13 protein-coding genes are annotated in these 21,126 nt (G+C 67.6%); 5 read left to right on the top strand and 8 right to left on the bottom strand.

From position 1 onward, the window contains the following. Positions 1-12 precede the first annotated feature (12 nt). Positions 13-246, bottom strand: coding sequence for a hypothetical protein (locus IPG63_17135; protein MBK6728912.1), 234 nt, complete (start codon positions 244-246; stop codon positions 13-15). Positions 247-834: 588 nt separating this feature from the next. Here IPG63_17135 and IPG63_17130 point away from each other — a divergent pair. From IPG63_17130 to IPG63_17115, 4 genes are all read left to right on the top strand, one after another. Beyond that, positions 835-1,923 (top strand): SGNH/GDSL hydrolase family protein, encoded by a 1,089-nt coding sequence (locus tag IPG63_17130; GenBank protein MBK6728911.1) that lies wholly within the window; start codon positions 835-837, stop codon positions 1,921-1,923. A gap of 7 nt (positions 1,924-1,930) precedes the next feature. Continuing rightward, positions 1,931-2,647: a hypothetical protein gene (locus IPG63_17125; GenBank protein ID MBK6728910.1), complete on the top strand. Its 717-nt coding sequence runs from the start codon at positions 1,931-1,933 to the stop codon at positions 2,645-2,647. A gap of 47 nt (positions 2,648-2,694) precedes the next feature. Beyond that, positions 2,695-5,124, top strand: coding sequence for an apolipoprotein N-acyltransferase (lnt, locus tag IPG63_17120; GenBank protein MBK6728909.1), 2,430 nt, complete (start codon positions 2,695-2,697; stop codon positions 5,122-5,124). A gap of 376 nt (positions 5,125-5,500) precedes the next feature. Beyond that, positions 5,501-6,745, top strand: coding sequence for an ATP-binding protein (locus tag IPG63_17115; GenBank protein MBK6728908.1), 1,245 nt, complete (start codon positions 5,501-5,503; stop codon positions 6,743-6,745). Positions 6,746-6,859: 114 nt separating this feature from the next. Here the strand turns inward: IPG63_17115 and IPG63_17110 are convergent, their stop codons facing one another. The 7 genes from IPG63_17110 to IPG63_17080 all read right to left on the bottom strand — a co-directional run bounded on the left by IPG63_17110 (position 6,860) and on the right by IPG63_17080 (position 20,259). Continuing rightward, positions 6,860-8,518: an acetolactate synthase large subunit gene (locus IPG63_17110; GenBank protein MBK6728907.1), complete on the bottom strand. Its 1,659-nt coding sequence runs from the start codon at positions 8,516-8,518 to the stop codon at positions 6,860-6,862. A 20-nt stretch (positions 8,519-8,538) separates the two neighbouring features. Further along, the gene (locus tag IPG63_17105) at positions 8,539-9,687 is read right to left on the bottom strand and encodes an L-lactate dehydrogenase (GenBank protein ID MBK6728906.1); all 1,149 of its coding nucleotides are present in this window, start codon (positions 9,685-9,687) and stop codon (positions 8,539-8,541) included. Positions 9,688-9,755: 68 nt separating this feature from the next. Beyond that, entirely contained in the window at positions 9,756-11,603 is a 1,848-nt protein-coding gene (locus IPG63_17100; GenBank protein ID MBK6728905.1) for a PKD domain-containing protein, read from the bottom strand. Positions 11,604-11,699: 96 nt separating this feature from the next. Continuing rightward, the gene (locus IPG63_17095; GenBank protein MBK6728904.1) at positions 11,700-15,920 is read right to left on the bottom strand and encodes an EAL domain-containing protein; all 4,221 of its coding nucleotides are present in this window, start codon (positions 15,918-15,920) and stop codon (positions 11,700-11,702) included. A gap of 113 nt (positions 15,921-16,033) precedes the next feature. Beyond that, positions 16,034-17,665, bottom strand: coding sequence for an FAD-binding protein (locus IPG63_17090; protein MBK6728903.1), 1,632 nt, complete (start codon positions 17,663-17,665; stop codon positions 16,034-16,036). A gap of 259 nt (positions 17,666-17,924) precedes the next feature. After that, the gene (locus IPG63_17085; GenBank protein MBK6728902.1) at positions 17,925-19,082 is read right to left on the bottom strand and encodes an isovaleryl-CoA dehydrogenase; all 1,158 of its coding nucleotides are present in this window, start codon (positions 19,080-19,082) and stop codon (positions 17,925-17,927) included. Between the two features lie 70 nt (positions 19,083-19,152). After that, positions 19,153-20,259 (bottom strand): Glu/Leu/Phe/Val dehydrogenase, encoded by a 1,107-nt coding sequence (locus tag IPG63_17080; GenBank protein ID MBK6728901.1) that lies wholly within the window; start codon positions 20,257-20,259, stop codon positions 19,153-19,155. 206 nt (positions 20,260-20,465) lie between these two features. Here IPG63_17080 and IPG63_17075 point away from each other — a divergent pair, with 206 nt between their 5' ends. After that, complete coding sequence (locus tag IPG63_17075) at positions 20,466-21,080, top strand: hypothetical protein (protein ID MBK6728900.1); 615 nt, start codon at positions 20,466-20,468, stop codon at positions 21,078-21,080. Positions 21,081-21,126 lie beyond the last annotated feature (46 nt).

Raw genomic sequence — 21,126 nt, 5'->3', positions numbered from 1 at the left:
GACCGCGCTTCCTCATGCCCTCGTTGCCGTTTGGGTCTTGCGCGCGCAATCCCCAGACTTCGTGCTGCGGCGATAGACGCCGGTCAAGGCCTTCAAGTCAGATGCCTTCAGCGAGCACAAGTAGAAATGGGGATTCGGCTTCTTTTGGAGCGCCTTTTCATTGAATTGGACGCGGTCCCATTCCTTGAGCCACTGGTGCACCTTTAGACAGGGCACAGTCTTGCGTCCTTTTTGCTTACTGCTCATGGTTCTCCCCTTCGCCAAGAGTGCGGCCAAATTCGCCAGAAAGTTTGATGCTGCCCTGGCAGGTTCGACCACTGCGCCAATTTGCCAACACGACTTCTCCGACGTTGTTATCGTCGCTTTGATCGCTGCGAGTGTACTCGGTGGTGCGTCGACCTTGGCGTCCGACCGACTACCGTGCCGAGTTGAAGGGACGTCTAGTTCATCTGGGCGTGTTGGACGGATTCCGCAGTTCGAGGCGAACAACCCCGGCGGGTGGGCGGGCACGAAGGCGAACCATTCCCCTTCTCTTGATGACAGCAACGCAAACCGGTGGTCCGACCGGTACCGGCCAAGTGTCGTGACTGTCCTTCGCAACACCCGTTGTCAGCGACCGTCCCGATGGCGCCATTCCGCAGGCTGGGGCTCATTCCGCCACTTCTTGTTGCAATGCGACGTGACAGTGAACTGGTTCACACCATACGGTGCCGTCCGGTCAGGGTTGGGTCGTGAGGGAGCGACCCGCCAGGGCGGCAGTACAGCCATCGGCGAGAGGCCGGCGGCTTGAAAGATGCGATGTCGAAGAACACCACTTTCCTCGGGAGGGAAAACATGAATATCCAGCATCACGGCTGCCGCCTGCGGCTGCTGACAGCCATGGCCATGCTCGCGCTCGGTTCCTCGGCGTGGGCCAGCACCCTGAACCAGAACGTGTCGTGGACCGTGGACCGGTCGGGCACCGCCGCGAAGTACCGCATCGTCGCCTACGGCGATTCGATCTACGCCGGTTACAACGGCTCGGTCAGCAACGCCGCGAAATACTCCGCGCCCACGGTTGATGCCGAGTATCTCTCGGCGCTGTGGAACGCGGACATGGAGAGCATCCGCCGCGCCAAGTCCGGCGCGGTGGCCAAGGACGTGTACGACAACAAGATCGTTGCCGAGCGTTCCTACATGCAGGCCAGCAGCACCCGCGTCGTCACCTTCGAGATGTGCGGCAACGACGGCCTGCAGGCGCGCACCGCGTTCAAGGACCAGAGTGGCACCTGCAGCTACAGCGGCATGCAGACCGCGCTGAACAACTGCAAGACCTACGTCGCCGCGGCGATGGACTACATCAATGCCAACGCGCACGCGAATACCCGGCTCAAGGTGATTTCGAACGTGTACTACCCGGGCTACAACGCCGACAACGTGCAGAGCACCTGCAAGGACGCCTCCACCGGCGCAACGGTCAACCTGCGCGACCGCTTCCTGCCGTACCTGAGCAAGATGAACTACTGGATGTGCGAGTACGCACGCCAGAAGGGCTTCAAGTGCGCCGACAGCTTCGCCGAGTTCATGGCCGCCGACTACGACAGCAACGGCGATGGCCAGGTCGATTCGGCCGCGCTGCGCTACGTCGCCGGCGACACCGAGGCGGCCTATGTGACGCGGATCACCTCGACGCTGAAGTCGACGCTGCGCGATGCCAACGTCAAGCTGGTCAGTTCGTCGAGCAGCTACGACTACATCCAGTCCGACGACACGCACCCGACCTACAGCGGCGGTACGGTCAAGGCCGGCCTGTGGGGTGGCAGCACCGGCACCGGTGCGCCGCGTTACACCAGCTTCAGCGGCGGCAAGAGCCCGATCTGGCGCAACTACGGGCATGAGCGCATGGGCTGGACGGTGTCGGTGTTCAATCCGCCGAGTCCGTGAGGGCAGGGTGAGCTCGACGAGCGACCGTCATGCCGCGGCGTCCGCAACGGACGCCGACGGCGTGTGCGTGCAGCGTGCGGAACGATCCGGCGGCCACTGGCGCCGCTGGATCGGACCCGGGTGCGCGATTGTGGGACTGCTCGCCGGGCTGGTGCTGGTCTCACGTGACAAACCGCACGAAGTCGCGACGAGCGCGCAGCCGGCCGGCACCGTGGTGGTCGAACGCGACCGCAGTGGCGTGGTGAGCGCGGTGCGGGCTGCGCAATCCAGTTCGTTGCCCGCGGTGAAGCGTTCGGCGCCCACGCCGCAGAGCGATGCACGCATCGACGCCAGCGATTTCACCGAACCGAGCAACGATGCCGATGACATTGCCGCCTACTTCAGTCCAGGCGATGCGGAGCCGACCATGGGCGAGCTGATCGAGGCACTGCGCGACAGCGGCGTGCGCGAGGGCATTGCCGCATTCAATCCGCCGGGCACGAGTCCGCTGCTGCGCGGCATCGCCGTACCGCCGGATTTCGCACTGCCGCCGGGCTATGTGCGCCATCACCAGGTGACCGATCAGGGCGAGGACATCGAACCGATCCTGATGTTCGCGCCCGAGGTGCAGTTCTCTGACGAGCAAGGTCAGCCGATCGCGATCCCGCCAGACCGGGTGGTGCCAGCGGAACTGGCACCGCCGGGATTGCCGATCCGCACCATCGAACTGCCGCCGGAATCGTGAGCCCGGCGAACGAGGCCCAGGGTGGGCTCCGCAGCGCCTCGGTGGCGTTGGCCGGCATCGTCGTGAGCGGCGTGTTGCTGGCGCTGTACGCGCGCGGCGGCTTCGGCTGGCCGCTCGGCTTCGTGGTGCTGGTGCCCTGGCTGTGGACGCTGCACCGCCTGCGTTCCGTGATCGCCGTGCTCGCCTACGCCGCGTTGATGGCTGCGGTATTCGCGCTGGCCGCGCTCGGCTGGTTCGGAGCCGCATTCGGCGCCTACGTCGGCATCAACACCTGGCTCGCGACGCTGCTGTTCGTGCTGCTCGCGCCCTTGCTGCAGCCGCAGTTCCTCGCCTTCGCGTTGGTGTGGCATGCGCTTCGACGCCAGCTCCATCCGACAGTGCGGGCGCTGGCTGCAACTGCGGCGTGGGTCGGCTGCGAATGGCTGTTGCCGAAGCTGCTCGGCGACACGCTGGGACATGGCCTGCAGCCATCGCCGCTGCTGCGCCAGGCCGCAGACCTCGGTGGGGCCGCCTTGCTGACCGCGGTGCTGTTGCTGGTCAACGCGGCGCTCGCGCAAGCGCTGCGCGCGGGTCGCGCGGCGTGGCGTCCGTTCGGCGCCGCCATGATGCTGGTCGCGGTGCTTGCGGGCTATGGTCAGTGGCGCCTGTCCTCATTGCAGACGGCGCTGTCCGGGCCCGCGCCGGCGTTGCGCATCGGCGTGGTGCAGGCCAATCTCGTCGATCTCGAACGCGCGCGTGCCGAACACGGCAGTTACGCGGTGGTGCGGCAACTGCTCGACTCCCACTTCGCGATGTCCGAGCACGCAGTGCGCGCGCAGGGCGCCGAGGCGCTGCTGTGGTCGGAGACGGTGTATCCGACCACGTTCGGCAGCCCCAAGAGCGACGATGGTGCGGCGTTCGATCGCGAGATTGGTGACTTCGTTGCCGAGCTCGGCGTGCCGCTGGTGTTCGGTACCTACGACCGCGACACGAGTGGCGAATACAACAGCGCGGCAGTGATCGATCCGGCGCGCGGCCTGCTCGGGCACTATCGCAAGACGCATCTGTTCCCGTTCACCGAGCGGGTGCCGGACTGGCTCGATGGTCCTCGCGTGCGCCGATGGCTGCCGTGGACCGGTCGTTGGCGACCGGGCGATGGTGCGCGCGCGTTCCCGTTGACGCTCGCCGATGGCCGCGAAGCCAATGTCGTGCCGCTGATCTGTCTCGACGACGTGCGCCCGCAACTGGCGATCGATGGCGCACGACTGGGCGCGCAGGCGATCGTCGGGTTGTCCAACGATTCCTGGTTCAGCGCGCATCCGGCAGGGGCGCGATTGCATCTGCAGGTCGCGGCCTTCCGCAGCATCGAAACGCGCCTGCCGCAGTTGCGCGCGACCACGAATGGACTGAGCGCGATCATCGACGAGTCCGGCGAAGTGGTCGTGCATACCGAAATGGGTCAGCAGGCGGTGCTGGTCGGCGAGATTCCACTGCGCGCGTCGGTGCCCACGCTGATGCTGCAGCTGGGCGATTGGGTCGGCCCGGCCGCGCTCGGTTTCCTCGGGTTGCTTGTGCTGACCGGCCTGTGGCATCGATGGGGAAGGGCGACGGCGCCGAACCCGGTCGTACCGCTGGCGACGACGCCGGTCGCGCCAGTTGCGGTGGTGTTGCTGTCCCCGCAGTGGTGCTACGCCGCGATGCTGTTGCGCATCGGCGCAGCGCTGACGCTGGCCTGGCTGGGCTGGCGCATGTTCGCGGTCGATGGCCTGCAAGTGAATTCGCTGCTGCAGGTGCGCGGCTTCGTCTTCGGCGTCGCCTTGCCGCTGGTGCTGGCATGGGCGATCCGTCACGGGCATGCGGCGACGGCGCGCGTCGAGGCCGCGACGCTGGTGTTCGAGTCCGGGGCGCAACGCTTCGACCTGCCGATCGCCAGCATCGCGTGCCTGCATGCCATCTGGGTCGGCGGCCCGGGCGCAGCGCTGCAACTGGGCCTGGCCTCGGGTCGGCGCTGGCCGACCACCATCGCGCTCGCCGATCCGCAGCCGCTGGCATCGCTGCTCGAAGGCGCTGGCAGCGGCGTGACCTGGGCGACACCGCGCGCGCAACGACTCGCCGAATTCGCCACGCTGCGCGCAGTCACCGGCCAGCGCTGGCTCGACCACGCCGCGATCAAGTTCCTGCTGTTCCCGTTGCTGCCCGCGCTGCTCGCATTCCGGTTGCACCAGCACATTGCCTTCGGTGGGACCTTCGGCGAACTCCAGACCTACGGACCCATCGCCTGGTTCACCGGCCTGCTGATCTGGTGGGCGGCGTGGTCGCTCGGGTTGATGCTCCTCGCTGCAGCAATGCGCCTGCTGATCGAAGCCACCACCACCGCCATGTTCTTCGCGCACCGCGCTGCGGCACCCGCAACGCGTCGGTTGCTCGAACGCATGGCGCACCTCGTCTACTACCTCGGCGTGCCGGCGTGGCTGGTGCTGCGGTTGCTCTGGGGCTGAGTCGGCGCTGCGTTTCTGTCGGGCAGTGACTGAACCGACCTGCACTCCCTCGGCGTCCCGACCCTGACCGGATCGGCCGCCCTCTGCGCCAAGCTCGCCGCCATGTGCGACTCCGGCAATCGGAACGCCTGCCTGCAATACGATCGCATCTGCGATTTCGGCAACTGATCCGTCGAATACCCTGCAATCTCCCCGTCGCGCAGAGCCTGCGCGGCGGGGACCTGACGACGGAACGCCTCCGCTTGCTGCGGACACCAAAGCGGCCCATGAATCAGCAACCAGCCAACGCGCGAACTAGCATTCAGCCGATGGTCGAACTAGCATTCAGCCGAGGCCCGAACTAGCATTCAGCCGACTGCCAACTTCGACCCTCAGCATGCGTAGCGCTCACCCGTTCCCTCGGTTTCTTGCACCGCGCCTGCGCGAAGCGCTGCGGGACACGCCAGCCGTGCTCATCCATGGACCTCGGCAAAGCGGCAAGACCACGTTGGCCAGAGAGGTCGGGGAGGGCCGTGGCTACCGGTACTTGTCTTTCGACGATGACGCCATCCGGACCGCGGCACAGGCCGACCCGGTCGGGTTCGTCACGCGGCTGTCGGCGAAGACCATTCTCGATGAAGTTCAGCGGGTCCCGGAAATCTTCACCTCGCTGAAAGCTGCGATTGATTCGCGGCGTACTTCCGGCAGGTTCATTCTGACCGGTTCTGCCAACGTACTGCTGGTTCCGAACCTGGCCGACTCGCTTGCCGGTCGGATGGGCATTCTTCAGCTGCATCCGCTCGCGCAGTGCGAGATTCAGCGTATTCGTCCGCGCTTCCTCGATGATCTGCTGCGCGGACGGTTCCGGACTGTTCTGGGCGAGCCGCTTGGACGTGATTTGGCGCGTCGCATCACGGATGGCGGTTATCCAGCCGTCCATGCACGGAGAGAGGCAGCGCGGCGGCGAGCCTGGTATCGCGATTACGTCGAGACCCAGATCCAGCGCGATGTGCGCGATCTGAGCCGCATTCGCTCACTCGACACGCTTCCGAAGTTGATGCGCCTGGTGGCCACCCACACCGCTGGGCTGATCAATGTGGCGGACCTGGCCGCGCCGTTCGAACTGACCCGCCAGACGATCCACGAGCACGTCACCCTACTCGAACGCGTGTTTCTGCTCGAGCGTCTGCCCTCATGGCACGTCAATCCGTTGAGTCGGCTCGTCAAGCGACCGAAGCTGCACATCGGTGATACCGGGATCGCATGCGCGCTGCTCGGGCTCGATGCCGCCCGACTGGACTCCAACCGGACCCTGCTCGGCGCCCTGCTGGAGACCTTCGTGTTGCAGGACTTGCGTCGCCAGGCCAGCTGGCGCCGCGATCCGATTGACTTCTTCCACTACCGGGATCGTGACAACTTTGAGGTCGATATCGTGGTCGAAGGCGAAGGCGTCGTCGCCGGCGTGGAGGTGAAGGCCGCTGCGACCGTAACCGATTCGGACCTGCGCGGGTTGCGCAGACTGCAGAGCGCCGCAGGACCGCGTTTCGCCGCGGGCGTCGTGCTTTACGAGGGCAGCGCCACGATCAGCTTTGGCAACGCGATGTTCGCAGTGCCCGTGCGCCGACTTTGGGAAACGGAATAGGCGCAACTTCCTGCACCTGGACGCCCGGCGGAATGTCGGGGGTCTTGCTCGGCACGACGACCCGCCGCATCTGCGCGCTGAAGGGATGGCGCCAGTCCATCGCCGATTGCGGCCTCACGGCGCCAGCTTGCGCTTCAAGGCCTGCGCGATGGCGGGGGGCAGCGAGGGCAGTGCGCGCAGGAGCCAGGGGAGGATGCGGCGTTTGGTGCCGCTGAGCGACTCCGGGATCAGCGCTTCGATCAGGTGCGGGCCCGGGTGCGCGAGCGCATATTCGAATGCCGTGCAGAAGTCTTCGGCGGTGTCGGCGCGGGCGGCGTGCACGCCCATGCCCTGGGCGAGGCGTGCGAAGTCGAGGCGCGGTCCGCTGAGGTCGAGCTGCGAGCGCGCCTTGGCGCCAATGCGTTCGGCGCCGACGCGTTCGAGTTCGACGTTGAGCACCGAGTAGCTGGCGTTGTTGAAGATGATCGCGGTGATGTCGAGCTGTTCGCGCGCCATCGTCCACAGCGACTGGATCGTGTACATCGCAGTGCCGTCTCCGATGAGCGCGATGACGGGTCGCTGCGGGCAGGCGATGGCGACGCCGATCGCGTTCGGCAGGCCCTGGCCGATGGCGCCGCCGGTCAGTGTGATCAGATCGTGTGCGGGGCAGCCGGCGGTCATGCGCGGCAGCATCAGTCCGGAGGTGATCGCCTCGTCGATGACGATCGCGTCCTCGGGCAGCAGATGGCCGACCGCCTTGCACACCTTTTCCGCGCTGAGTCGTCCACGCGGCCGACCCGGGCGTTGCGCGGGTTGCAGTGTGACGGGTGCCTGATCGGCATCGAGCGCACGCGCGAGCGCCGCGAGGCTGCCGGCCGCGTCCTGCGCGGGCGTCGAGAGCGTATGCACCGTGCAGCCGGCGGGCACCAGGTCGCTGGCCTTGCCCGGATAGGCGAAGAACGACACCGGCGACTTGGCATCGACCAGGACCAGATGCTCAAGGCCGGCGAGCTGCACGCCGGCGAGTTCGGCCAGGTAGGCGATGCGTTCGATCGGTGGGCGGCCGGCGCCGCGTTCGAGCCGGGTCGGGAACACTTCGGACAGCAGCTTGGCGCCGGATTTCGCGGCGATGCGCGCCGCGGCCATCAGGGCCGGTTCGCGCAGCGCACGGCCGCCAAGCAGCAACGCGCTCTTGCGACCGGAGCGCAGGATCGCGGCGATGGCTGCGACGGTGGCGGCATCGGCCGCTGCGGGCGTCGGTGCCGGTGGCGGTGGACAGGGCACGCCGCCCTCGCCCCAGGACACGTCGGCGGGCAGGATCAGCGTAGCGACCTGACCCGGCAAGCCACGCGCGGCGGCGATGGCATCGACCGCGTCGCGGCACAGTTCGGCCGTGGACTTCGAGGTGCGCACGAAACCCGGCGACACGTTGCGCGCCACGGTCTCGATGTCGGACTGCAGTTGCGCGTCGAGCGGCGCGTGGTAGGTGGCGTGGTCGCCGACGATGTTCACCACCGGCACCTTGCCCTTGCGCGCGTTGTGCAGGTTGGCAAGCCCGTTGCCGAGGCCGCAGCCCAGGTGCAGCAGGGTCGCCGCGGGGCGGTCGGCCATGCGCGCGTAGCCGTCGGCAGCGCCGGTGGCGACCCCCTCGAACAGGGCCAGCACGGCGCGCATGCGTGGCTCGTCGTCGAGCGCGGCGACGAAGTGCATCTCGCTGGTACCGGGGTTGGTGAAGCACACGGTGACGCCGGCATCGGCCAGGGTCTGCATCAGGGCTTGGGCGCCATTGGGCATGGGATTCTCCGGAAACGGGATCAGGGCGGGTCGAGGTGCTGCGCGCCGATGTCGGCGATGCGGGTGACGCCGGTCAGCGCCATGGTGATGGCGAGTTCGCGCTGCCAGCGCGCGAGCATCGACGTCAGCGCGCTTTCGCCACCGGCGGCGAGCGCGAAGATCCACGGCCGCCCGATCAGTACGCCGCGGGCGCCGAGCGCCAACGCGCGGAACACGTCGATGCCGCTGCGCACGCCGCCGTCGACCAGCACCGTTGTCTGGTTGCCGACCGCGGCGACGATGGCTGGAAGTTTCGCCGCCGTCGCCGCCGCCCCATCGAGCTGGCGCCCGCCGTGGTTGGAGACGACCAGGCCGTCGGCGCCGGCCGCGACTGCGGCACGTGCGTCGTCGACATCGAGGATGCCCTTGAGCAGTAGGGTGCCCGGCCAACGCTCGCGCAGCCAGGCGAGGTCGGCCCAGGTCACGCGCGGATCAAACTGCGCGTCGATGAAGCGACGGAAGGCATCCAGATCCCGCGCCGTGGGCACGTGCGTCTCCAGACTGCCGAGGCGCAGGGGACCACCGCGCAGCGCCACGTCCCGGATCCACGCCGGCCGAGCCAGCACCTGCGCGAGCTTCTGCCATCGCGCACGCAGCCCCTGCTGGCCGAGGCCATTGCGGGCGTCGCGGTGGCGGGCGCCGGCGAGCGGCAGGTCCACCGTGAACACCAGCGTGCGGCAGCCGGCGGCCTTGGCCCGCTCGATCAGCGCGGCGACGAGGGCGCGGTCGCGCAGCCAATACAACTGGAACGCAAACGGCGCGCCGGTCGCGGCCACCTCGTCGATGCCACACAGCCCGACCGTGGACAGCGTGAACGGCACGCCCGCGGTGCGCGCGGCGCGCACCGCCTGCACCTCACCGCGCCGCGCCATCATGCCGGCGAGCCCGATCGGTGCGAGCGCGAGCGGCATCGTGCAGTCGAGGCCGAACAGCGAGGCCGAGCTATCCACACCACCGACATCGACCAGCACGCGCTGGCGCAGTTGCACGCGCGACCACGCCGCCACGTTTGCTGCCAGCGTCTGCTCGGCACCGGCGCCGCCGTCGATGTAGTCGAACAGGAACCGCGGCAGACGGCCGCGCGCCAACGCGCAGTAGTCATCCGCAGTGACGGGCAGGGATCGCGGCATCGACACGGGGCTCGATCGGTGGAGCGCCGATGCTGCCACGTTCCGACCCGCAGGTGGCGTCGCGCTGCTCAGCCCTCGAAACCGTTCGCGAACAGCAGGCCGATAGGAACGAACGCCTCGCGCTCGATCGCGCCGATGTCCGGCGCCGGCGCACCCTGACCATCGCCGTCCTGTGGGCGCGGACGACCGTGGTAGTCGGCCTGCGTGCCGCTCGGCAGCGCGGAATCCACCGCGGGGCTGGTGGCGAGCAGGTCGAGGAAATTCGCCGCGTTCGGGTCCAGCGAGACGAATTGCGGTGCGGCCTCGATTGATCCGGTGTCGATGCCAAGCGTCATCCACTGCGCCTGCGTGTGGTAGCCGGCATTCGGGCCGCTGGCAATGAAGTTGTCGATGGCGTGGTCGGGCTTGTAGACCAGGTTGTGCGACAGGGTGATGCCGTTGCCGTCCTGCAGTCGGATGAACAGCCCGGGCTCCGGGTAGGCGGATCCGGCCACGGTGGCCAGGATCGCCACCAGGTTGTGGGCGAACACGAAGTCTTCGAGGGTCTGGTGGAAGCCGATGAAATCGCCGTTGGCCAGGTTGAGGCCGCGCACGGCATCGGTCATCAACACCGTGTTGTGCAGCACCCGCACATCGGCCGCGTGCCCTTCGCCGCCACCAAAGGCGATGTTCATGTCCACCAGCAGGTTGTTGCGCACCATGACTGCGGTGTTGAAGCCGAAGCTGACGCCCCAGGTGTTGTAGTCGTCGACCACCGGGTTGCCGTTCGGCTCCAGCCGGTTGCGCTCGATCAGCAGCATGCCGAGGTCGCGATCGACGTCGAGGCCCGTCGGCGACCCTTCGGAGTTGGATAGCCCGATGCGCGAGGTGCCGGCGCGGATGCGGTTGTCGGTGATCACGCCCTGGCGGCCATGCCACTTGATGCCGGTGGTTGGCGCCGGCCGTGAGGCGTCGATCACGTTGTGCGCGATGAACACCTTGCGGCTCTCCAGCGGGCGCAGAAAACTGGTCGCGACCCGCACCTGGTCGATGCGCGAACCCATCACCGCCACACCAACGCCGTCGGTGTAGACCGAGAAGTAGCTGTTGTCCTCGATCACCGAATCAACCAGGAACACGTCGTCGCCGCCCATGCCCCAGCCGACCAGCGGCGCGTGATGCGCGCGGATGCGCAGTGCCAGCACGTCGCTGCCACCGGCGCCGCCCGCGCTTTCCGCGGCGCCCATCTGGCTGCCGTTGATTTCGATGTCCATCACGCGCCAGTCGGTGCCCGACACGTCGACGCCATCCTGCGCCCCCGCCTGGGTGTGGAACACCGGGGGTGCGCCTGGACCGAAGGCCCCGAGCGTTGCCGGACCGGCGCCGGACAGATGCAGATTTCCCGTCCACGACTCGCCGCGCCGGAACAGCAGGCGCCGTGTCGCTGCGCCGTTCAGCCAGGCCAGTTGCGCCGCGAGATCGGTGGAGCTGACCGTGCTGCATCCGGCTGGGGCGGCCGTGAAATCCCCGGTGCGCGATACGCAGCGGGTGCGTCCGGCGTAGGCCGATTCCGGGTCCAGCACCTGGATCTGGACGCTGGCGCTGGCGCTGTTGCCGGCGACGTCGGTGACGCGGACCGTGGCCGTGTACTGCCCCGGCGTCTCGAACACATGCGCGGCCAGGAACCCGGTGGCAAGGTTGCGCGGTTTGCCCGTGGTCGACCAGGAGCCCGCGCCCACGTCGCCGAATTCCCATTCGATGTGCGCACCGAGCAGGTCGTTGCCGGACAGACCGGTGCTCGACGTGGCGTCGAAGTAGACCGCAAGCGGCGCCACCCCGCTGCTGCGGCTGGTGTCAATCTGGGCGAGCAACTGCGCGTGGACCGAGAGCGGCAGGGCGCACAGCAGAAGGGCGAAGCGAATCAGGGTGGCTCGCATGGTCGAGGGCTCCGGAACTTGGGTCACGGAATGTAACGTCTGCCGGAGCCGCGGAACCGTGCGCGCGTCGAGGTCCGGAGGAACGGCGCCGGGTGATCAGCCGATCGTCGTGGAGGCCAGGACGCCACGCCCGGACTGTGCGCGCAGATACTGGGTGAAGGCCTCGGCCTCCAGCGGGCGGCTGTGGAGGAATCCCTGCGCCTGGTCGCAGTGCTGCTGGCGCAACAGCGCCAGCTGCTCGGACGTTTCCACGCCTTCCGCCACCACCAGATGGCCGAGCGCATGGCCCATGGCGATGATGGCACTGACGATCGCGGCGGCGTCGCGGTCCTGGCCGATGTCGAGCACGAAGCTGCGGTCGACCTTGAGGATGTCGATCGGGAAACGCTTCAGTTGCCCGAGGCTGGAGTAGCCGACGCCGAAGTCATCGATGGCGATGTGCACGCCGAGCGCCTTCAGTTCGCGCAGCACGGTAATGGCGAGCTCGGCGTTGCTGGTTACCGCAGTCTCGGTGATCTCGAGTTCGAGCCGCTCCGCTGGCATGCCGGTCTCTTGCAGCACCCGCTCAACCAGCGCGACCAAGCCACCACGCATCAACTGCAACACCGAAACGTTGACCGACAGTGCGAAGGGCGACAACCCTTGGCGCTGCCAGTGCATGTACTGCTCGCACGCGCTGCGGAGCAGCCATTCGCCGAGCGGCAGGATCAAGCCGGAATCCTCGGCCACGGGGATGAACTCGGCCGGCTCCACCGCACCCAGTTCGGCACTCTGCCAACGCGCCAGGCTTTCGGAGCCGACAAAGCGCTCGTTCGCGATGCCGATCCGAGGCTGGTACACCAAGCGCAGTTCGCCGCGTTCGATGGCGCGGCGCAGCCCGTTCTCGATCGCCAGCCTGCGTACGACGGCCTGGTTCATTTCCCGGGTATAGAACTGAAACCCGTTGCGACCTGCATTCTTGGCGCCGTACATCGCGGTGTCCGCGTGCTGAAGCAGCACCTCGGCACCGTCACCGTCGTCCGGGAACAGGCTGATGCCGATGCTCAGGCTCACCGCCAGTTCGCGGCCGTCTACCCACAGCGGCGTGGCGAAGACCTGCAGCAGCTTGTTGGCCAGGGCAGCCACCTCGTGGGCACCCTGGATGCCTTCAAGCATGACCGTGAATTCGTCGCCGCCGAGTCGTGCGACCAGGTCGCCTTCGCGCAAGCTGTGCCGCAGTCGCTGCCCGACCACCTTCAGCAGACCATCTCCGACCCCATGTCCGAGCGAGTCGTTGACGTGCTTGAAGCGGTCCAGGTCCACGAACAGAAGGGCCAGCTGCGATCCCTGCCGGCGTGCCTGCGACAACGCCGCGTGCAGGCGGTCGAGGAACATCGCGCGGTTCGGAAGCCCGGTGAGCGGGTCGTACTTGGCGAGTTGCAACAACGCCTGCTCGGTTTCCTTGCGCGCCTGATCGTTCTTCAGGGTGCCGGCGATGCGCGTGACCTGGCCGCTCACCGGGTCGGTCTCGACCACCTTGCCGCGATCGAGCACCCACAGCCAGTGGCCATCCTTGGTGCGGACGCGGAACTCGGCGCTGTAGTCGCTGGCCTGGCCGCGACGCAGGCGCTCCAGTCGCTCCATCACCCCCGGCAGGTCGTCCGGATGGATCAGGGCCTCCATGGTCGAGATGGTCGGCGCCAGGTCGTTGGCTTCGTAGCCGAGGAATTCCAGTCCGGCGCGGTGCACGCTGCCGTGGGCGAGATCCCAGTCCCACACGCTGTCGCCCGAGCCCCACAGCGCGAGCTTGAGGCGCTCTTCGGAAGCGCGCACGGCGGCGAGGTGACGTTGTTCGGTGCGGTGTTTCTCGCGACGCGTCCAGGCCCAGCGCCCGCCAATCGCCGCGAGCGTCAGCAGATAGCCGAGGTAGGCCAGCGGTGAGCGCCACGGTGGCGCCAGCACCTCGATTTCGAGACTGGCCGGCTGCGCGCTCCAAAGCCCATCCTCGTTGCTGGCCTGGACCTCGAAGCGGTATTGCCCGGCTTCGAGGTTGGTGTAGGTCGCGAAACGCCGGCTCGACGGCGTCTGCTGCCAGTCGCGATCAAAGCCGACCAGACGATAGCGATAGCGGTTGCTGGCCGGATCGGCGAAGTGGGGCGCCGCGAATTCGAGGGCGAACACGCTTTGCCGATGATCCAGCCGTACCGACGGCGCGAACTCGATGGCGTCCGACAGCGGCGAGTCCGCCTGTTGCCAAGCCAGCGGCACCGGGCTGTTGAACAGCAGCAGGTCGGTCAGCCGCACCGGTGGTGGAAACGGGTTGTCGCGCACTAGCGCCGGTTGCACCACGCTGACCCCGGCGAGGCCGCCGAAGTAGAGCCGCTGGCGATCGCTCGCGGCGAGGCCGGAATGCACGAAGTAGCCGTTCGCCTGCGCGCCGTCGCGGGCACCGTAGTTGCGAATGCGGCTGGTGTCGGGAGCGAGCGAGGACAGTCCCGCGGTGGTACTCATCCAGAGCCGGCCGTCCGGCGCTTCCAGCACCGTCCCGACCGATTCCGCGGCCAGACCCTGTTCCGGTCCGTGCGCGATGAAGTGCAACCCGTCGCTGCGTGCCTCGATCCGGTCCAGCCCTGAGCCGGTGCAGGCCCAGAGGCGCCCTTTGCTGTCCTCGTACAGGCAGTTCACGCGATCGTGGGCGAGGCTGTCGGGTTGCCCGGGCTGGTGACGCCAGGACTCGAAGTCGGCGCGCTCCGATCGCCAGCGGTTGAGTCCGCCCTGGGTGCCCACCCAGAGCTGCCCGTGTCGATCCTCGAGCAACACGTTGATCCAAGGGTTGCCGAGGCTGCCGGGCTGCCCGGATGCGGGACCCGCACGCTCGGCCCGCCCAGTGTCGCGGTCGAAGCGGTACAGGCCAGCGCTCTCGGTGCCGACCCAGAACCGACCCTGGCGGTCCTCCAGGATCGCGCGCACGGGGCCCGCACCCAGACTGCCCGGTGACTCGCCATGACGGAAGTGATCGAAGCCGCCATCCGCTCGCAACCGGTCCAGTCCGGCATGGGTACCGACCCAAAGCGTGCCCGCGCGGTCGCGCGCCAGCGAGCGGACCACGTCGTGGCTGAGGCTGTGCGGGTCGTCGGGATCGTGGCGGTGGGACTGCAGCGCACGGCCATCGGCCGCGACTCGCTGCACGCCGTGGCCGATGGTGCCAAGCCACAGACCGCCATCCTCCGCACCGGCGATCGCATACACCTGCCAGGCAGCCTCGTCGGTGACGCCGAAGCGGTCGAAGCCGACGCTGACCAGATCCAGGCGGTGCAGGCCGTGGTTCCAGTTGGCCACCCACAGACCGCCGCTGCGATCGGGGAGCAGCGCCGAGATGCGGGCATCGGCGAGTGCCCGCGGATCGGCGGGCTGCGCCGGGAAGTGCCGCCAGCTGCGCCGGTCGGCCTCGAGTAGCCAGAGCCCATCGGCGAAGGTACCGAGCCACAGGCGGCCATCGGCATCGCTGGTCAGGGCGGTCACGGCGTTGGCGCGAAATTCGGGGGGCATGGGCGTCGGCTGCAGGCGGTCGCCGCCCGCAGGCAGCCAAAACAGCGTGCCGTACTCGCTGCCGACCCACAGGCTGCCGTCGCGCATGCGGTGCAGCGCCGAGATCGGGGGCAGGGGGGATGCCTCGGCAGCCACCACCGGCTGCCAGTTGCCGTCCGCGTGCCAGTGCCCGAGCTGCCGACCGCTGCCCACAAATGCGCCTCCGGCACCGTCCGACACCAACGCACTGACCCGATCTGAGCGCGCGCGTGCCGCTGCAGCGTCATGGTCGGGCCAGTCGATCGGCTGCCCGCTGCGACGATCGATACGCGATAGGCCTGCGCTGCCGCCGAGCCAGAGGGGGCCGCTGTCGCTGTCGAGCGCGCGCGCATCCGCCGTAGATGGGCCGTTGGGCGGCGCCGGCGTCCGAAACAGCTCGAACCGTCGCTGCTTGGGGTCGAAGCGATTCAGTCCGCCGTCAAGGGTGGCCACCCAAAGCCGGCCGTCGGCGTCCTCGTGCAGCGCCCAGACCCAGCCGTCGGACAGGCCGGCGCCACGCTCCGGTGCGCGTTGGTAGGCACGGAACTGGTAGCCGTCGAAGCGGAACAGGCCGCTCTGGGTGCCGATCCAGAGGAATCCGAGGCGATCCTGGAGCAGGGCGGTCACGTTGCCGTTGGGCAGTCCCTGCTCGACACCAAGTCGTTCGAAGCGGCCATCGACCTCGGCCCGCGACGCGCCCGCCGCAAGCAAGCCGAGCAGCCCGATCAGCCACCCGACACCGCAGCGGAACAGCGCCGTGCATGCATTCACGCAGGCCTCGCAGTAGAAACACGGGCATCCAGGGCCCTGCCGCCCGAGCATACGCCGTCGCCTCGGGCAGGCAACGGCTGAATTGGAACCAATGATGGAGCCCGCGTGGACGCTCAGCCGCCACCCACGATCGAGCGCGCCGCCGCGCGAGCGGTGAGGATGCAACCGGGCAGAAAGGTGCCTTCGAGCGAGCGCTTGCCGCTGCAACCGCCGCCGCCGAAGCCGGCCGCCTCGCCGATGCAGTACAACCCGGGGATCGCTGCGCCAGCGCCATCGAGCACACGGCTTTCGAGGTCGGTACGCAGGCCGCCGAGGCTCTTGCGCGTCACCAGTTGCGTGCGGATCGCGATCCAGGGGCCGGCGCCCGCTTGCTGCAACGGCGCCGGCTTGCAGGTGCGCAGCCGGTCCGGCGGCCATTGCCGCGCATGCACGATGCGACGGATCTGGTCGTCGTTGGCGAGCGCCAGGCCGCGGGCGAACTGCGCGTCGAAGGCGTCCACGGTCGCCTGCAATCGCGTCGCGTCGATGTCGTGCGTCGCGGTCAACGCGTTCATCTGCGCCGACAGCCCGGAGAGCGTTTCGTCGACCAGGAAGTCGGCGCTCTCGCGGCTCATCTGGCGGACCAGGCGATGGTTGCCGAACAGCGTCTCCCACAGAAACCGCAGGAACTGGCGGTCGCGGATGCGCTGGTTGTGCTCGCCGCCCGAGATCGCGAACTCCTTGGCCGCGATGCGCCAGTTCAGCAGCTGCCAGGTCCAGGGCTTGGCCTGCTCGGCGACGCGCTGGCACAGCCAATGGGTATCGAAGCCGGTGACCAGCGGCTCCGGCCCGATGCGCTCGCCGCGATGGTCGAGCCATAGCGCCGACTTGCACGGGATCGTCGAGAGCCCGTGGCCGTCGAAATGCGGGAACGGGTGGGGAAAGCCGGCGGCGTAATTCCACATCTCGCCGGCGTTGACGATGCGCCCGTCGAGCGTTTCGGCCACGTGATGGTGCAGCTTGCCATCTGCAAACGGATGCGCACCGTTGAGCATCGTTGCCGGCTGCGGCCGATCCTTCGGCCAGTTCGCCCGGCATTCGTCGTGGGCGCCATTGATGCCACCCATCGCCAGCACCACCACCGGCGCCTGCAGGCGGAGCTCGCGGCCGCTGTTCTCGTCGATCGCCAGCGCGCCGTCGATGCGGCCGGCGCTGTGCTCCAGTGCAATGACGCGATGACGATGCAAGCGGCGCAACGATCCGCCGCGGTCGGCGCGGTCGAGCGCCGCGCTCAGGCACAACACCAGTTTACGCGCGCAGCCCCAGATCACGTGGTAACGCGGCAACGAATTGCCCTCGCCGAAGCGTCCGCGCTCGACCCAGTTCACCGCCGGCAGGAAGGTGATGTTTTCCTTGAGCAACCAGTCATAAACGTCTGATCTGGAACGCTCAACGTAGCATCGCGCCCAGGCCATCGAGCACTGATCGGCGGGGTCGAGTTCACCGAAGCGGACCCAGTCGCGCAGCGCGATCTCGGGTGTATCCGCAATCCGCAAGCGTGCCTGCAGCGGCGTCCCGACCAGCGCCATGCCGCCGAAGGCCCAGCGTGCCAGCCCGCCGAATCGCTCGCGCGTATCGCGATCCACCAGCGTCACGGAATGCCCGGCGCGCAACAATTCCAGCGCCGCGACCATGCCTGCGAGACCGCCGCCGACCACCACGACGTCCGAGGCGTGAGTCACGCCGAGGGCCTGGCCAGTCTGCATCTGCGCGAAATGCTTCGCGGCTTCTTCTGTGCAGGGGCCATGCGTGAAAACCCTCCCGAAGCGTTAACGCCGATGCGGCAATTCCCCGTTGGAAGCGTCGGGTGCATGGCTGGAGTCTGAGGCTGCGGCGCCGAAGCAGTCAACGCGAGCGGCCTCGCCACCCGGACGGTGGGCACGGCTACCGGTTCGGTGCTTGGGCAGATGCGTGGTGGCCATGCTGCAGGAGCCGCGGCAGGCACGACCGAAGCATTGCGTATGCTCAGGCACGCCCTTCGAACAACTCTCGCCCGATCAACATCTGGCGAATTTCGTTGGTGCCGGCGCCGATCTCGTAGAGCTTGGCGTCGCGCAACAGGCGGCCGGTGGGGTATTCGTTGATAAAGCCGTTGCCGCCGAGTGTCTGGATGGCTTCGAGCGTGACCTGGACCGCCGAGCGCGATGCGTGCAGCAGGCAAGCGGCGGTGTCGATGCGCGAGCGGTGGCCGGCGTCGTAGTCGCGGGCGATCTGGTAGGCGAAGGCGCGCGAACTCTGCAGCGCGGTGTACATGTCGGCGAGCTTGGCCTGCATGATGCCGAAGGTCCCGATCGGCGAGTCGAACTGCTTGCGTTCGCGCGAATACGCGAGCGCGATCTCCGTCGCCGCCTGCATCAGCCCGAGCGGGCCGCCGCTGAGCACCAGGCGCTCGGTGTTGAGGCCGCTCATCAGCACCTTGACGCCGTTGTTGACCTCGCCGAGTACGTTCTCGGCCGGGATGGCGCAGTCCTCGAACACCAGTTCGCAGGTGTTGGAGCCGCGCATGCCGAGCTTGTCGAGCTTCTGCGCGGTACGGAAGCCGGGCATGCTCTTCTCGACGATGAACGCGGTCATTGCACGCGACTTCATTTCCTTGCCGGCGGTGCGCATGTACACGACCAGCACGTCGGCCTCGGGACCGTTGGTGATCCACATCTTGGAGCCGTTGGCGAGCCAGTGGTCGCCACGCAACTCGGCGCGGCAGGCCATCGAGCCGACCACGTCGGAACCGGCGCCGGGTTCGCTCATCGCCAGTGCGCCGACGTGCTCGCCCGAGCACAACTTCGGCAGGTAGCGCGCGCGCTGCTCCGGTGTGGCGTTGTTGTACAAGTTCTGCACGCACAGGTTCGAGTGCGCGCCGTAGCTCAAGCCCACCGAACCCGATGCGCGCGAGATCTCTTCCATCGCGACCAGATGCGCCAGATAGCCCATTTCCGAGCCGCCGTATTCGGCCGGCAGGGTGATGCCGAGCAGGCCCAGTTCGCCGAGCTTGCGCCACAGGTCCGCCGGGAACAGGTTGTCGTGATCGATCTGCGCCGCGCGCGGCGCGATCTCTTTCTCGGCAAAGGCGCGCACCGTGTCGCGCAGCAGGTCGATGTCTTCGCCGAGGGGAAATGCGCGCATCGCGGAAACTCCGTAGGTCCGAATAAAAACGCCACGCGCGGGGTGCGCGTGGCGTCGGGGGCGCCAGTGCTCAGCCCAGTCCGCGCATGCGGCCGAGGAAGCGCGGGGCGCCGTTGCCCATGTGCGGCAGGCGGATCTTGCCGATGGTCTGGATGCGCTCTTCCGCCATGCGGTCGGCGGCCTTGTACGACGGAATGTTGTCGCGTTTGGCGATCGCGAAGATCTTGCCGAGGTTGTGGTAGATCGTGCGCATCATGCGCATCGCGCGTTCGCGGTTGTAGCCGTCGATCTCGAGCGACACGTTCATCAGACCGCCGGCGTTCACGGCGTAGTCGGGCGCATAGATGATGCCGCGCTTCTCGACTTCGTCGCCGCAGTCTTCGGTGGCGAGCTGGTTGTTGGCGGCGCCGCAGATGACCTTGAACATGAAGCGCGGAATGGTGCTGTGGTTGACGGTGCCGCCGAGCGCGCACGGCGAATAGACGTCGGCATCGACGTCGTAGATGTCGTCCAGGCTCACCGCCTCGCAGCCATAGTCGTCGACGCAGCGCTGCACCGACTCCTTGTTGATGTCGGTGACGAACACCTTGGCGCCCTGTTCGCGCAGCAGCTTGACGAACTCGCCGCCGACATGGCCAACGCCCTGCACCGCGTAGCTGTACTTGCCGACGTCTTCATTGCCGAACTTGGCGTTCAACGTCGCCATCAGGCCCTGCAGGGTGCCGTAGGCGGTGAACGGCGAGGGGTCGCCGGAGCCGCCATGCACCTGGTGCACGCCGGTGACGAAATCGGTTTCCTTGAGCACCCATTCCATGTCGTTGACGTCGATGCCGACGTCCTCGGCGGTGATGTAGCGGCCGTTCAAGGAGTTCACGTAGCGACCGAAGGCGCGGAACAGCGCTTCCGACTTGTCCTTGGACGGATCACCGATGATCACGCCCTTGCCGCCGCCCAGGTTCAGGCCCGAGACCGCGGCCTTGTAGGTCATGCCGCGCGACAGGCGCAGCACGTCGTTCAGCGCGTCCTGCTCGGTCTTGTACGGCCACATGCGCAGACCGCCCAGCGCCGGCCCGAGGACCGTGTTGTGGATCGCGATGATCGCCTTCAGTCCGGCGTCCTTGTTGTGGCAGAAGACGACTTCCTCGTGACCCGTGGACGCGAGCGTTTCGAAAATCATGGGATGGAACTCCAGAACGGAAGGATGAGGCGGGTTGCGGCGGCAGTCGAAGGCCCTCCCGGGAACGGCCGGCCGCGAGCGGCGCGAAGTGTAGCCACGTCGCCGCGGCGCGGGAACCCGGCGCCGTTTGAAGGGGAGTGGCCGGTTCTGCCGTGGTTCTGCGGAGGCTTGCTATCGTTCGCGTCCCCCACCTGAGGAGTCCAATGATGTCGATCCGGTCCCTGCTGCTGTCGCTCGCGCTCGCCTGCGGCAGTCTCGTTGCCCCTGCCGTGCATGCCGATGATCTGGCCGCCCGCGCCGAACTGATGGGTCTGTGGGCGAAGATGTTCGATGCCCGCGACCTGGCCTTCACCGCGAAGATCAGCAGCACCGACAAGAAGGGTCGGGTGACGAGCTCGGAGATGCGCACCAACTGGCCGAACAAGTTCCACATGAAGTCGGCGGAGAGCGAGTTCATCATCATCGGCGACGGCACCTGGATGAAGCACCAGGGCGGCAACTGGATGAAGTTTCCGATGAGCATGAGCAAGATGATCGATGCCTACAAGCCGGAAATGATGAAGGCGTCGATGGAAGGCACGCGCAACGTGCGTATGCTCGGCGACGAAACCATCAACGGTCACGACTGCAAGGTGTTTGCCTACGACTTCGACGTGAAGATGATGGGCATCCGTTCGGCCGGCACCAGCACCATCTACCTCGACAAGGCCAGCGGCTACCCGACGCGAATCGATACCGATGGCGAGGCGATGGGCCAGCGCAGCAAGACCGTGGTCGATTACGACTACGACCCGGGGATTCGGATCGTGGCGCCGAATTGAGCCAAGGCATCGCGGGCCGGAGCCCGCTCCCACAGGGGCCCCAGGT

The organism is Lysobacterales bacterium (genome assembly GCA_016703225.1).
Lineage (GTDB): Bacteria > Pseudomonadota > Gammaproteobacteria > Xanthomonadales > Ahniellaceae > JADKHK01.
The sequence above is the reverse complement of the archived record's forward strand: the minus strand, read 5'-3'. Positions and strand labels throughout refer to the sequence as shown.

Bases quoted from the DNA above. Each gene is read 5' to 3' on its own strand.
- IPG63_17100 (MBK6728905.1), bottom strand. From the start codon at position 11,603: ATGCGAGCCACCCTGATTCGCTTCGCCCTTCTGCTGTGCGCCCTGCCG.
- IPG63_17105 (MBK6728906.1), bottom strand. From the start codon at position 9,687: ATGCCGCGATCCCTGCCCGTCACTGCGGATGACTACTGCGCGTTGGCG.
- IPG63_17080 (MBK6728901.1), bottom strand. From the start codon at position 20,259: ATGATTTTCGAAACGCTCGCGTCCACGGGTCACGAGGAAGTCGTCTTC.
- IPG63_17135 (MBK6728912.1), bottom strand. From the start codon at position 246: ATGAGCAGTAAGCAAAAAGGACGCAAGACTGTGCCCTGTCTAAAGGTG.
- IPG63_17085 (MBK6728902.1), bottom strand. From the start codon at position 19,082: ATGCGCGCATTTCCCCTCGGCGAAGACATCGACCTGCTGCGCGACACG.
- IPG63_17115 (MBK6728908.1), top strand. From the start codon at position 5,501: ATGCGTAGCGCTCACCCGTTCCCTCGGTTTCTTGCACCGCGCCTGCGC.
- IPG63_17130 (MBK6728911.1), top strand. From the start codon at position 835: ATGAATATCCAGCATCACGGCTGCCGCCTGCGGCTGCTGACAGCCATG.
- IPG63_17090 (MBK6728903.1), bottom strand. From the start codon at position 17,665: ATGCAGACTGGCCAGGCCCTCGGCGTGACTCACGCCTCGGACGTCGTG.
- IPG63_17110 (MBK6728907.1), bottom strand. From the start codon at position 8,518: ATGCCCAATGGCGCCCAAGCCCTGATGCAGACCCTGGCCGATGCCGGC.
- IPG63_17075 (MBK6728900.1), top strand. From the start codon at position 20,466: ATGTCGATCCGGTCCCTGCTGCTGTCGCTCGCGCTCGCCTGCGGCAGT.